Here is a 12,361-nt window from a genome sequence, read left to right as displayed (position 1 = left end):
CATGCTGGTAGCGTCTTTTTTATAGCGTATCATATTTATCAGGATTCGTTCCTACATGTAAATTAAGATTTAACGTATTAATTTGATTCATCTCTTCTTCAGTTAGTGAGAAATCAAAAATCGTAAAATTCTCCTGAATGCGAGATGGTGTAACAGATTTAGGAATCGTAACAATTCCACTTTGAATATCCCATCGTAATATAACTTGCGCAGGTGTTTTTTCGTATTTGTTAGCAATAGCTTGAATGATTGGATGCTGGAATACTTCGCCGCCCCTCATTAATGGACTCCACGCTTCCATTTGAATTTGCTCACCTTGACAGAAAGTACGCAATTCAAATTGCGCTAACATCGGATGAAGTTCCACTTGGTTTACCATTGGCTTCACTTTACAATTTGGTAATAACAATTCTAAATGATGTTGATGAAAATTAGAAACACCAATTGCGCGAACTTTACCTTCTTCATATAATTTTTCTAAAGCTCGGTACGTATCAACATACTTTCCTCTAATTGGCCAATGGATTAAATATAAATCTACATAGTCCATTTGTAATTTCTTTAAACTTTTTTCAAACGCCTCAAGTGTCTCCTCGTATCCTTGATCGTCATTCCAAACTTTTGTCGTAATAAATATGTCTTCTCTCGGAATTCCTGATTCACGAATCGCTTCTCCGACACCGCTTTCATTTTCGTATACAGTTGCTGTATCAATTGAACGGTATCCAACCTCTAACGCTGTTTTTACTGCCTGCTTTACTTCGTCGCCTTCTTTCGCTTTATAAACACCTAGGCCAATCATCGGCATTTTTACGCCATTATGAAGTGTAATTGTTGGAATATGCACAGTCGTCTCCCTTTCATTGTTACATTTTTATAAACCACAACTTTATTTCAACAATATTTATCCCAAAAGTCAAAACATACGTACAGTTTACATAATAATTTTATACACGAAAAACGTGAACTCAATTATTCGCATCTCCTTCTCTCCATTCTTTCGCTTTTTCATCCACATTACGGACAAACTCATTTTTCCCTTCCGTATATTGCGTGCCATCATATGTATATTTTTCGGCTAATTCTTTCTTTAAAGTTGCATATGCCTCTGCTTCTTCACAATGAGCCATCATATAGTCACGAAACGCTAAATGCCTTACTATCTCAGGATTTCCTTTTTCAAACACGTGCAAGTGATATGAGCGCTTTTCCTCCGTTCCATGAATAAAAAAGCGGCGTCCTGAAATGCCATTTTCCCCTTTGACGATGTAACCAAGCTCTATAAATAGTTCATTCCACCTATCTACTCTGTCGATACTTTCTACTTCCATGATCATATCAATAATAGGTTTAGCTGCCAGTCCCGGCACCGATGTACTGCCAATATGATGGATTTTCACCGTTTCTGGCATCGCTGACTTTAATCTTTCAGCCTCTATTTGAAATTTTTCACCCCAATGATTTTCATGCGGAACGACGACAATTTTCCTCATTCTAACTCCCCTTTTCTTACAAACTCGTCAAAAAATGATCAGTAGTATTTCACTGATCATTTTTGTTATTATTTAAAGTCTTTCCAAGTAAGATTGCTTTCACTTAACAGTTCTTCAAATGATTTATTTTTTTCACGTTCTTTTTGTTCTTGACGCTTTCTTTCTAGTTCTGCTGCCTCTTTTTTCTCTTCTCTCACTTGCAACTCTTTTTTCTTATTTTTTAATTGTTGCATAAGTGAATCGTTTAATTGATCCCCTAACGTTAGCGATTCATTCTTTGGTTGATTCACTTGAGATTGTCTTTGTACTTGTCTTTGTTTCTTTTTCTTCATGCTGCTCACCTTTTACTTTTTTCTCCATTATAGTAGATACTCGGTAGAATCGACAATAAAAAAGGTTCCCTACTCTATTATTCTTTTTTTGTAAATATGTTAATTTTTCGAAAAAACAAAATTTTGTTATAGATATAATTCTATGAATCTATTAAAATTATGTCGTATGATGTCAGATTATAAAAAAGGAGAAATGAACTATGTGGAAAAAAATTATTCCTGCCGTTGCTGTTTTAAGCACCATTACTTTTTCAAGTGTATTCGCTGCTCCCCCATCTCAGACTCCAGCTGCACAAAACCGCTACATAGACGTACAAATGCTTGGTATTAATGATTTCCATGGACAACTAGATACTGTAAAAAAAATTAATAACAAAGAAGCTGGTGGCGCTGATTACTTAGCTACTTATTTAAAAGAACGTAAAAAACAAAACCCTAATACACTTCTCGTGCATGCTGGTGATATCGTCGGAGCTAGTCCACCAGTTTCAGCATTATTACAAGATGAACCGACGATTGAATTTTTAAATGACTTAAAATTTGATGTCGGTACAATTGGAAACCATGAATTTGATGAAGGCATTGATGAAATGAAACGCCTCATTTACGGTGGATATCACGAAAAAACAGGGAATTTCAAAGGTGCTAACTTCCCTTATGTCGCTGCTAACTTCTATAACAAATCAACTGGCCGCTTATTTTTACCACCATTTACTGTAAAAATGGTAGATGGTGTTCCTGTAGGATTCATTGGCGTTGTTACAACTGATACACCAAATGTCGTTATGCCTACTATGCTTAAAAATGTACAAATAACTGACGAAGTAGAAGCTATTAATAAATCAACGCAACAACTAAAGCGTCTCGGCGTTAAATCCATTGTCGTCCTTGCTCATGTTGGCGGAACGACCGAGGAGTCAGGCGTAACAAATGGAGATCTTACTCGAATTGCCAATGAAACAGATCCAGAAGTTGACGTTATTTTCGGTGGACATAGTCATACGTATGTAAATGGTACAGTTAATAATAAACTAATTGTCCAAGCGAACTCTTACGGAACGGCTTTCTCTGATGTAGATGTAACGATTGATCGTAAAACAAAAGATATTGTGAAGAAAAAAGCTGAAGTTATTACAACATATCATGAAGGTGTAGAACCTGATAAACAAGTACAACAAAAGTTAAATCAATATAAAGAAAAAATTGCACCACTTGTAAATGAAGTAGTCGGAAAGTCTACAGCACCTATCGATCGTAAACAAAACGATGCTGGTGAGTCTACTCTTGGAAATGTAATTGCCGATGCACAGCGCCAAACGATGCAAGCTCAAATCGCACTTATGAATCCTGGTGGCATTCGTAATGACTTAGACGCTGGTGATATTACATGGGGCGAATTATACGGCATTCAGCCTTTTGGAAATCAATTGATTAAAGTAGATTTAACAGGTCAAGATATTCGTGATATTTTAAATCAACAATGGCAAAAAGGAACAACAAGAATGCTTCAAATTTCAGGTATTCAATATACTTGGGATGCAAATAGACCAAACGGTGAAAAGGTTACAAATATACGCTTAACAAATGGCGAAGAATTATCTCCATCTAAAACATATAGCGTAGTTGCGAATGCTTTCTTAGCTTCTGGTGGTGACGGATTCGTATCATTTAAAAATGGGAAGAATTCAGAAACTGGTCCAAACGACTTTGAAGCGCTAGTCGATTATGTAAAACAATTAAAAGAACCAATTCAGCCAATTATTGATGGAAGAATTCAAAAAATAAATTAAGTACGCTAGGAACAAACAACCGTTATTTTACTTGTGATATATGTGAACCCAAAAAGGATACTCGTTCTTAAGATGAACATAGTATCCTTTTCTTTAGTTATCAAAATGTGATGTTTTGCTAACATCATATTGTTGTAAAAATTGTAGTAACGCCTCTTCGACAAGTTTAGATTTTTGAATCCCTTTCGATTCTGATATAACATCTAATTTCGCTAATATTTCTACATTAATAGAAAAGGTACGTTTCTTTTTTTCTGTACTTATACTCATAATCGGGGCAATTACTTCTTCTCTCTTTCTTAATAACTCATAAATACTTTGTAATTGCTCATAAATTAATACTTGATAATCTGTTTTCGCATATTGAAGGGCGGTCGCTTCTTGGAGTTGTAAGTGACGTGGTTCTTCTCCATCTCCTACAAAAATACGCTTCTTCCGTTCTCCATCATATTCGTATCCAATCCATCTTAATTTCTTCGATAATGTATACGGGCTTATTTCAAGACGTTTTGCTATAATAGCGATGGATTCACGTCTATTTAAACAATCTATAATTTCTCCAATCGTCACAATTTCCCTCCTCCCGTGTTGAAATGACACTAGTATGGTATGTTACAATGATTTTCTAACAGTATATGCAAAACAAATAGCCTGTGCGATTCGTATCATTTCAGAAAAGGAGGTTTCCACATGCTTTTTCGTAGCAATACCCCTCGGTTCTATGATAAAAATAAACAACTCATTCCAAATAGTATCGCTACGCTAGAAAGCGTTATAATTAATAACCGCAAACTAACCCTCCTTATGCGCGGGCAAAACGTAGAGCAACCTATTTTATTATGCTGTCACGGCGGACCTGGAATGGCACAAATTGGATTTATTCGTCATTTTCAAAAAGAATTGGAGAAGCACTTCATCGTTATTAATTGGGATCAGCGCGGGGCAGGTAAATCCTTTTCAATGAAAGATTTCGGAGCCAATTTTACAATCGAACAATTCATTGCCGATGCAAAAGAAGTGATTCAATATGTACTTAAAAAGTTCAATAAACAGAAACTATTTCTCGCTGGTCATTCTTGGGGAAGCATTATTGGGCTTAACATAGCACATCAATATCCACAGTATATCGAGGCTTACATCGGTATTGGACAGATTGTACATATGAAACAAAACGAAGAATTGCTATACCAGCATTTAATTCGTTCTGCCAAAAAACATGATCATAAAAAAGCATTAGCGTCTCTTTTAAAATTAGGTAAACCACCATTTTTAGATACGAGACGTCTTATTATTCAAAGAAAGTGGCTTGGCACATTCGGAGGAGCAATCCAAAACGGATCTTCCTTTTCTTTCATACGGAAAGGCTTCTTTTCTCCTGAATATACGCTATTAGATTGGTTCAAGTTTCTCGCAGGAAATTTAAAATCTGGCGTTTTATGGGAAGAAATGCTGGCAATCGATTTCTTTTCTTCTATTTCTAGTTTATCTATTCCCGTTTATTTTTGTTCTGGTCGCTATGATTACCAAACTCCTTATGCACTCGTTCAGGAATATTGTGATGTGATAGAAGCGCCCATAAAAAAGATGATTTGGTTCCCAAATTCAGCACATTCTCCCGATTTAGAAGAACCAGCATTATTCGCTCATTCTTTACAATCAATTAAACAAGAGCTAGCTTTTCAGAATTAGTAACAAAAGGCTCTTTTACATTTCATAGAAAACAATTTATAATAATATGTCGCAACTATGTATAAATATAGCAAGGTGCTTCATATTTACTTGCCTTAACACAATAAAATTTTGGGGAGATTACATTTATTATGAATGCTGTACTCGTTGCAGTAGCAGTTATGCTATTGCTTAGTTTGTTACGTGTCCAGGTCATTGTCGCCATCATTGTTGGAGCTTTAACAGGCGGAATTATCGGCGGACTCGGTATTTCAGAAACTATTAACACTTTTACAACTGGTCTTGGAAACAGTGCCCCAATTGCTTTAAGTTATGCAATGCTTGGCGGTTTCGCTATTTCCCTTTCCAAAACAGGACTTCCAGATGCCATGATTCAAACTGCATTAAAATGGATTGGCAATGAACAAGACACGAAAAAACAAGTTTATTCTAAAATACTTATTTTATTCATCATTTTAACGATGGCTTGTTTCTCACAAAATGTTATTCCTGTTCATATCGCTTTCATCCCCATCTTAATTCCAGCACTTTTAAAAGTATTAAATGAGCTGAAAGTGGATCGCAGACTAGTTACATGTATTATTACATTCGGGTTGATTACTCCTTATATGTGGATTCCAGCAGGTTTCGGAAAAATTTATCATGACGTATTGCAAACAAATGCTGCGCAAAGCGGTCTTACATTTGATGTTGCACTTATTCCAAAAGCAATGACTATTCCAGCAATCGGTATGATTATTGGATTATGTGTAGCGGTATTCTTTACGTACCGAAAACCTCGTACGTATGAAACAGAACAAATTCACACTACTGAAAATGAAATCGTTCCCTATACAAAACGTAGCATTACTTTCGGATTATTATCTATCATAGCCACATTAACTGTTCAATTAGCAACCGAATCAATGATTTTCGGTGCTTTAGCAGGGATTATCGTCTTATCGGTAAGTGGTAGTCTACCGCTTAAAGAAGCAGATGCGATATTAACAAGTGGAATGCGCATGATGTCCTTTATTGGTTTTGTTATGATTGCTGCCGCTGGATTTGGAGCTGTTCTTCGAAAAACAGGACATGTTGAATCTCTTGTGCAAACGAGTGCACATATAATTGGAAATAACAAACCACTCGCTGCATTTCTTATGCTTGTGATTGGACTTCTCGTTACGATGGGAATTGGTTCATCCTTTTCAACTATCCCTATCTTAACAACAATTTTTGTACCACTTTGCATCCAACTTGGATTTAGCCCAATGGCAACGATTGCAATTATCGGTACAGCAGGAGCGCTAGGTGATGCAGGATCTCCAGCATCAGATAGTACACTTGGACCAACATCCGGCTTAAATGCTGATGGTCAACATCATCATATATGGGATACATGTGTACCCACTTTTCTACATTATAATATACCGTTACTTATATTCGGCTTTATTGCCGCCATTACATTATAAAAGGTGCGTTTTTTACAACGCACCTTTTACTTTTATTTTTCCAATTAATTTTTTAAAAGCTATTTCCCCATTTTCTTCGACATCACTTTCAATTATCGGTAGTGATGGACCTATCCATCCGCACTCTATATTCCCGTTAGGTCCAACAATTTGTAATTTATCTGGTATATGGATATTTAAAAATTTCGCTGCTCGGATTAACTCAATAGCAATCTTATCACTTGAGATTACAATTCCATCTATATACGGATGATTTTGTAATAATGTAATGAACTGCTTATGCGTATACCCTTGCACATTTTCTTCTCGATAAGAGATTCCTTCCTCCCAAACAGCGTCTAAAAATCCTGACACATGGTCTTCTTTTTCTTCACTTTCATCTCCCTCACCGATATAAGCAAGAAAGTGGCACCCTTTCTCTTTCAATACAGAAACAGCTCTCTGTCCACCTTCATAATAATCTGTAAGAGATTGTTTTTCATCAATCACTACACACGGAAGTGAGATTTCCCCTATTTTTTTAAAAACTGCTTTCGTCAAAATAACACCTGCAACGTTATTTTGCTTTAACATATGTATATATTTATCTTTATTCTCTATATTACAAACAATGATTTGATATCCTTCTTTATATGCTAGTTCTTCAATACAATGTAGCAAAGTGATGTTTGATGGATTACATAAATTGTCTACAAGTAATGCAATTATCGTTGAATCTTGTTTAAATAATGGTTTCGCCGCACTATTTGGTCTATAGTGTAATTCCTCAATTGCTTCCTTTACTTGTTTTACTGTGTCTTCATGAACGTATCCTTTTTCATTAATAACTCTTGAAACAGTTGCGACTGAAACACCTGCCAATTTTGCAACATCACGTATAGTTGCCACATCGTCACCCCTTAATATGGTAATAGATTACAATTTTACGGTAACCTAAATTACAATTTTCGTCAAGGTTAATAACTTATATTTCTGAAAATTGTTACATCATTTTATTATACGATATTCTAGCTGAATTTCATGTAAGATCGGGATTTGATCATACCCAATATACGGAATTTCTTTCTTTATTTTTCGTGCCTCGTCCACTGCGTTCACATATAAATTTGTCATCATGAAATTTCGCTTTTGGTAAAAACGTAATGCGTTCATATTATCATTCGTTGTAATGAGCCAAACCTGCCTGCACCCTTCTTCTTCTGCAACTTGTAATACACAATCCACAAGTTTCGTCCCTATTCCTTTTCTTTCTTCAAAGCTATCTAGCGATACAATTTCGCACATATTTCTAGTCACTTCATACGTTATAATTCCGATTATTCTGTCATCTGAGAGCGCAACAAATCCTGGCAACTCTTCTAACTGATGCCCCTTACCACGCGAAACCATCAATGAACTTCCCCAGTTCTCACACATGAACATTCGGATTGTTTCTTTCATCGCTGGCGTAATTTTTTGTATATGCAGCATTTCCTATTTCTCCCCTTTTCTATCATTGTGATACAATATAAGTGTATCACATGTAACGGTATTTGGAGGATGAGGTAAAGTATGAAACGTTTTTTTGCAGCATTGTTTACTATACTAGGTGCGATAACTGCCCTTGGGATTTTCTTTACAAATAAAGTGATGTACTTAAAGAAAAAAACAGAGGAAGAAGTACTCGAAAGAGAAACGAAAAAACATTTTCGTATAGAGGATTTTGATGCTCTTCATAAAGAAGAAATTCATATCCCTTCGCAATTCGGATATGATCTTCACGGATATTACATTCCTTCTGGTCATTCCAATAAGTTTATGGTTTTTTGTCACGGCGTAACTGTAAATAAAATGAATTCTATAAAATATGCAAAGTTATTTTTAAACAGAGGATATAATGTCGTTATTTATGATCATCGTCGCCATGGTAAAACTGGCGGAAAAACAACAAGCTATGGATACTATGAAAAACATGATTTAAAATCTGTAGTTGATTGGCTAAAAAGTCGTTTTGGCACAAATATAATCCTTGGCATTCATGGTGAATCGATGGGAGCTGCAACACTTCTTCAATACGCAGGGCTTGTAGAAGATGGTGCTGATTTTTATATTGCAGATTGTCCTTTCTCTGATTTTTACGGACAATTACAGCACCGTTTAAAGGTTGAATTCCATTTACCAAAATGGCCTTTATTACCTTTAGCAAACGCATTTTTAAAAGTTCGTGACGGTTATACAATTCGTGAAGTTTCACCAATTGACTGTATAAAGAACATTAACAATCCGGTGCTCTTTATTCACAGTAAAGATGACGATTATATTTTAGCTGATATGACAAAAGCGTTATATGAAGCGAAAGAAAATAATAAACAACTGTATATTGCAGAACACGGTGCACACGCTTGCTCTTATAACGAAAATAAAGAAGAGTACGAAGCAGCCCTCGATCAATTTTTAAACACATACGTAAAAGAAACAAAAAACAGGCTTGCATAAGCCTGTTTTTTATTGCGCTAAAACGTCTGTAACTTGTTCCATATTTTCAGAAATCCATTGCATTGCATCGTCTAACGTTGGAAATTCTGTCGTTTGAAATGTTACTTCATCTTGAAGTAACCAAACATCCTTCGCCTCTTGCCCTACACCTGCAATGGACCAATGTAACAAACTATATGGATGATTATCATTCAAAAATGATGCCCACGTGCGCTCATTTGCAATGTTTCGTAATGTATGTAATTGTTTATCCATCTCTCGTCACCTTACTCTAGTCAATTATGAAGACTATTATAACACTCTCTTCTTTCTCAAATAAAGTGCTCTTTTTTCCCCGCTATTTGCGGGCAGTAAAACTCCCACCTCAAAATCCGGCTGAAACAAAGAAGTTAGGTGGGAGATTAACTGCCCCTAAAAGCCCGATTGGTTCAACTAATAATTAGTGGGGGATGCCTCCCCCACTAATTAAAGTTTCACTTTATATTGCCAAGCACTTCCCTTGATTATATGATGAAATTAAGCGTTTGGGAAGGAGGGATAACGTTGGCAAAAGTACAAATTAAAGTAAATGATAATGGCTCTTTTCGCGTTACAGGGGACGTGGAATTAGTCGATTCACAAGGGAATGTATTCCCAGCAAAACCGGCATTTTCTTTATGCCGTTGTGGTTTATCAAAAAATATGCCTTATTGCGATGCTTCGCATAAAGGTAAATTCGAGTCTGTTGTTAGAGCACCAGAGGCAGAATAATTTCACATGTGACATGCACATTTTTTTGTGCATGTTTTTTCTTTTCATTAACTCTCGTCCCCCCTTTTCCTTACAACATTTCTCATACTTTTTACCTCATTCCAACTCACATGTATTTTCACACAATTCTTCACATTCGAATATTTTTTACTAGCCTTTTATTTTTTTTGTGCTATAATTTGAGCAAACAACATCCTTCGGGGTCGGGTGAAATTCCCAACCGGCGGTGATGAAGTGAAAACTTCTAAGTCCGTGACCCGTTTTCAACTCGAAAACGGTGGATCTAGTGAAACTCTAGGGCCGACAGTATAGTCTGGATGGGAGAAGGATATGTTTTCTAGTAATTTTATATAGCGAATACACTTTTATTTCAGTATGCATATTTTTAAAGTTTCATTTTGAATCTTTATATATGTTTTATTTTGTATACTTATGTTTCTATACTGAAATAAAAAGATACGACTAGCGTTTGAAAAATTCGATATTTTGCTAGGTTTTTTCCTTATGCAAAAATATCAATCATCGTTAGGTTTCTTTCCTATACTTTCGTATTCGAACTATATTTCTAGAAATCACGTCTCCCAAACCTCAAGGATATAAAATCCTTGGGGTTTTTTGATTTTTTCAGGAGAGGTGAAGAGAATGACAGATCAAGAATATATGAGGATTGCCCTGCAGTTAGCAGAAGGAACATCCGGACAAACAAGTCCAAATCCTATGGTTGGTGCTGTTGTTGTAAAAGACGGAAACATCGTCGGTATGGGAGCTCATTTACGTGCCGGTGAAGAACACGCAGAAGTTCATGCTCTTCATATGGCTGGTGAAAAAGCAAAAGGAGCTACCGTTTATGTAACACTTGAACCGTGTAGCCATTTTGGAAAAACACCACCTTGCTGTGAATTGCTCATCAAAAAAGGAGTCAAACGGGTTGTAATTGCTACTCTTGATTGCAATCCTCTCGTTTCTGGTAATGGAAAAAGGAGATTAGAAGAAGCTGGCATTGAAGTAACTACCGGTATTCTTGAAGCAGAAGCCACCTTATTAAATCGTTTCTTTTTTCACTACATGAAAACGAAACGTCCATTTGTAACAATAAAAACAGCGATGAGCTTAGATGGAAAAACAGCAACTGTCACTGGTGAAAGTAAGTGGATTACAGGTGAAGGAGCACGAGCTGATGTTCACCAATACCGCCATACACATGATGCAATTCTCGTTGGACTGAATACGGTTATAGCTGATAATCCGCATTTAACGACAAGAATTCCAAATGGTGGGAAACATCCTATTCGCGTTATTTTAGATACCCATTTACGAACGCCATCATCTTCTCACGTCATAACAGATGGTTTAGCACCAACATGGATTATTGTCGGGAAGGATGTAGATAAAGAAAAAATAGCTTCTTATGAATCTGAAAATATAGCTATATTCCAAATGAAAACGAAGCAGATTGAAATTCAAGATGTTTTAGACCTACTCGGCGAAAAACAAATCCTATCTCTTTTCGTTGAGGGTGGTCAAACAGTTCATGCAAGTTTCTTACAAACAAATAATTTCAATGAAATTGTAACTTATATAAGCCCAAAATTAATTGGCGGGAAAAATGCCCCTACTTTATTTGGTGGAAATGGTTTCGCAACATTACAAGATGCACTTTCCTTAGAAATTCAAGAGATGAAACAAATTGGCGATGATATAAAAATCGTTGCGAATGCCCGAAGTGAGGTGACGGAATGTTTACAGGAATTGTAGAAGAATTAGGAACTATCGCAAACATGCAACAAAGCGGAGAAGCGATGAAGTTAACAATCCATGCAAATGAGATTTTATCAGATGTTCACTTAGGGGATAGCATCGCGGTTAACGGTATTTGTTTAACTGTAACGAGTTTCACAACAACTTCATTCACAGTGGATGCAATGCCTGAAACGATGCAATCAACATCACTTCGCACGCTTAAACCGCACTCTAAAGTAAATTTAGAACGAGCAATGGCTGCAAACGGACGATTCGGTGGACATTTCGTTTCGGGACATATTGATGGCATCGGAACGATATTAAACAAAAAACAACACTATAATGCCGTCTATTACAAAATAGCTATTTCTGATGAATTGCTGCGCTATTGTTTGCATAAAGGATCCGTTGCTGTTGATGGAACGAGTTTAACAATATTTGATATAGACGAATCTTCCATCACAATCTCACTCATTCCGCACACAGTAAGTGAATCTGTTATCGGAGAAAAGATTGCGGGAGACATCGTAAACATTGAGTGTGACATGATTGGTAAATATATCGAACGCTTTATTACTAAACCTGTAAAAAGAACAGACTCAATGACCGAAAGCTTTTTACAAGAAAACGGATTTCTATAA

14 protein-coding genes and 1 riboswitch are annotated in these 12,361 nt (G+C 36.1%); of the genes, 7 read left to right on the top strand and 7 right to left on the bottom strand.

Features of this window, described 5'->3' with window-relative positions:
- Positions 1-19 precede the first annotated feature (19 nt).
- From EUC40_RS06565 to EUC40_RS06555, 3 genes are all read right to left on the bottom strand, one after another.
- Positions 20-847, bottom strand: coding sequence for an aldo/keto reductase (locus EUC40_RS06565; RefSeq protein ID WP_071713094.1), 828 nt, complete (start codon positions 845-847; stop codon positions 20-22).
- A 121-nt stretch (positions 848-968) separates the two neighbouring features.
- A complete protein-coding gene (locus tag EUC40_RS06560) occupies positions 969-1,493 on the bottom strand; it encodes a GrpB family protein (protein ID WP_156574168.1) in 525 nt (174 codons plus the stop codon).
- Between the two features lie 68 nt (positions 1,494-1,561).
- Positions 1,562-1,825 carry a YqkE family protein gene (locus EUC40_RS06555; protein ID WP_000727570.1) on the bottom strand — a complete coding sequence of 88 codons (264 nt, stop codon included), beginning with the start codon at positions 1,823-1,825 and terminating at the stop codon, positions 1,562-1,564.
- Between the two features lie 200 nt (positions 1,826-2,025).
- On the opposite strand from EUC40_RS06555, the gene EUC40_RS06550 reads away from it, so the two are divergent.
- On the top strand, positions 2,026-3,615 hold the full coding sequence (locus EUC40_RS06550; RefSeq protein ID WP_071713093.1) for a bifunctional metallophosphatase/5'-nucleotidase: 1,590 nt from the start codon (positions 2,026-2,028) through the stop codon (positions 3,613-3,615).
- A gap of 93 nt (positions 3,616-3,708) precedes the next feature.
- On the opposite strand, the gene EUC40_RS06545 is transcribed toward EUC40_RS06550, so the two are convergent.
- Complete coding sequence (locus EUC40_RS06545; RefSeq protein WP_156574166.1) at positions 3,709-4,185, bottom strand: ribbon-helix-helix domain-containing protein; 477 nt, start codon at positions 4,183-4,185, stop codon at positions 3,709-3,711.
- Positions 4,186-4,305: 120 nt separating this feature from the next.
- Here EUC40_RS06545 and EUC40_RS06540 point away from each other — a divergent pair, with 120 nt between their 5' ends.
- Both EUC40_RS06540 and EUC40_RS06535 read left to right on the top strand, forming a co-directional pair.
- A complete protein-coding gene (locus EUC40_RS06540) occupies positions 4,306-5,304 on the top strand; it encodes an alpha/beta fold hydrolase (protein WP_156574164.1) in 999 nt (332 codons plus the stop codon).
- Between the two features lie 131 nt (positions 5,305-5,435).
- On the top strand, positions 5,436-6,755 hold the full coding sequence (locus tag EUC40_RS06535; protein ID WP_000994825.1) for a Na+/H+ antiporter family protein: 1,320 nt from the start codon (positions 5,436-5,438) through the stop codon (positions 6,753-6,755).
- A 12-nt stretch (positions 6,756-6,767) separates the two neighbouring features.
- On the opposite strand, the gene EUC40_RS06530 is transcribed toward EUC40_RS06535, so the two are convergent.
- Together EUC40_RS06530 and EUC40_RS06525 are read right to left on the bottom strand one after the other, a co-directional pair.
- Entirely contained in the window at positions 6,768-7,643 is an 876-nt protein-coding gene (locus EUC40_RS06530) for a LacI family DNA-binding transcriptional regulator (RefSeq protein ID WP_156574162.1), read from the bottom strand.
- Between the two features lie 99 nt (positions 7,644-7,742).
- Entirely contained in the window at positions 7,743-8,225 is a 483-nt protein-coding gene (locus EUC40_RS06525) for a GNAT family N-acetyltransferase (protein ID WP_156574160.1), read from the bottom strand.
- A gap of 81 nt (positions 8,226-8,306) precedes the next feature.
- Between EUC40_RS06525 and EUC40_RS06520 the strand changes: the two genes are divergently transcribed.
- Complete coding sequence (locus tag EUC40_RS06520; RefSeq protein ID WP_000819237.1) at positions 8,307-9,230, top strand: alpha/beta hydrolase; 924 nt, start codon at positions 8,307-8,309, stop codon at positions 9,228-9,230.
- A gap of 9 nt (positions 9,231-9,239) precedes the next feature.
- Here the strand turns inward: EUC40_RS06520 and EUC40_RS06515 are convergent, their stop codons facing one another.
- On the bottom strand, positions 9,240-9,485 hold the full coding sequence (locus EUC40_RS06515; protein ID WP_000360793.1) for a DUF2552 family protein: 246 nt from the start codon (positions 9,483-9,485) through the stop codon (positions 9,240-9,242).
- A gap of 288 nt (positions 9,486-9,773) precedes the next feature.
- On the opposite strand from EUC40_RS06515, the gene EUC40_RS06510 reads away from it, so the two are divergent.
- The 3 genes from EUC40_RS06510 (at position 9,774) to ribE (ending at position 12,361) form a co-directional block, all read left to right on the top strand.
- Positions 9,774-9,980: a CDGSH iron-sulfur domain-containing protein gene (locus EUC40_RS06510; RefSeq protein WP_001151582.1), complete on the top strand. Its 207-nt coding sequence runs from the start codon at positions 9,774-9,776 to the stop codon at positions 9,978-9,980.
- Positions 9,981-10,169: 189 nt separating this feature from the next.
- A riboswitch (FMN riboswitch) is annotated at positions 10,170-10,313 on the top strand.
- A 309-nt stretch (positions 10,314-10,622) separates the two neighbouring features.
- On the top strand, positions 10,623-11,735 hold the full coding sequence (gene ribD, locus EUC40_RS06505; protein WP_156574158.1) for a bifunctional diaminohydroxyphosphoribosylaminopyrimidine deaminase/5-amino-6-(5-phosphoribosylamino)uracil reductase RibD: 1,113 nt from the start codon (positions 10,623-10,625) through the stop codon (positions 11,733-11,735).
- Positions 11,717-12,361 (top strand): riboflavin synthase subunit alpha, encoded by a 645-nt coding sequence (gene ribE / locus EUC40_RS06500; RefSeq protein ID WP_071713085.1) that lies wholly within the window; start codon positions 11,717-11,719, stop codon positions 12,359-12,361. Before ribD ends, ribE begins: the two co-directional genes overlap by 19 nt.

Source organism: Bacillus luti (assembly GCF_009739945.1).
In the GTDB taxonomy this organism is placed as follows: Bacteria; Bacillota; Bacilli; order Bacillales; family Bacillaceae_G; genus Bacillus_A; species Bacillus_A luti.
The sequence above is the reverse complement of the archived record's forward strand: the minus strand, read 5'-3'. Positions and strand labels throughout refer to the sequence as shown.

Bases quoted from the DNA above. Each gene is read 5' to 3' on its own strand.
- ribD (WP_156574158.1), top strand. From the start codon at position 10,623: ATGACAGATCAAGAATATATGAGGATTGCCCTGCAGTTAGCAGAAGGA.
- EUC40_RS06520 (WP_000819237.1), top strand. From the start codon at position 8,307: ATGAAACGTTTTTTTGCAGCATTGTTTACTATACTAGGTGCGATAACT.
- EUC40_RS06550 (WP_071713093.1), top strand. From the start codon at position 2,026: ATGTGGAAAAAAATTATTCCTGCCGTTGCTGTTTTAAGCACCATTACT.
- EUC40_RS06525 (WP_156574160.1), bottom strand. From the start codon at position 8,225: ATGCTGCATATACAAAAAATTACGCCAGCGATGAAAGAAACAATCCGA.
- ribE (WP_071713085.1), top strand. From the start codon at position 11,717: ATGTTTACAGGAATTGTAGAAGAATTAGGAACTATCGCAAACATGCAA.
- EUC40_RS06555 (WP_000727570.1), bottom strand. From the start codon at position 1,825: ATGAAGAAAAAGAAACAAAGACAAGTACAAAGACAATCTCAAGTGAAT.
- EUC40_RS06560 (WP_156574168.1), bottom strand. From the start codon at position 1,493: ATGAGGAAAATTGTCGTCGTTCCGCATGAAAATCATTGGGGTGAAAAA.
- EUC40_RS06535 (WP_000994825.1), top strand. From the start codon at position 5,436: ATGAATGCTGTACTCGTTGCAGTAGCAGTTATGCTATTGCTTAGTTTG.
- EUC40_RS06540 (WP_156574164.1), top strand. From the start codon at position 4,306: ATGCTTTTTCGTAGCAATACCCCTCGGTTCTATGATAAAAATAAACAA.
- EUC40_RS06515 (WP_000360793.1), bottom strand. From the start codon at position 9,485: ATGGATAAACAATTACATACATTACGAAACATTGCAAATGAGCGCACG.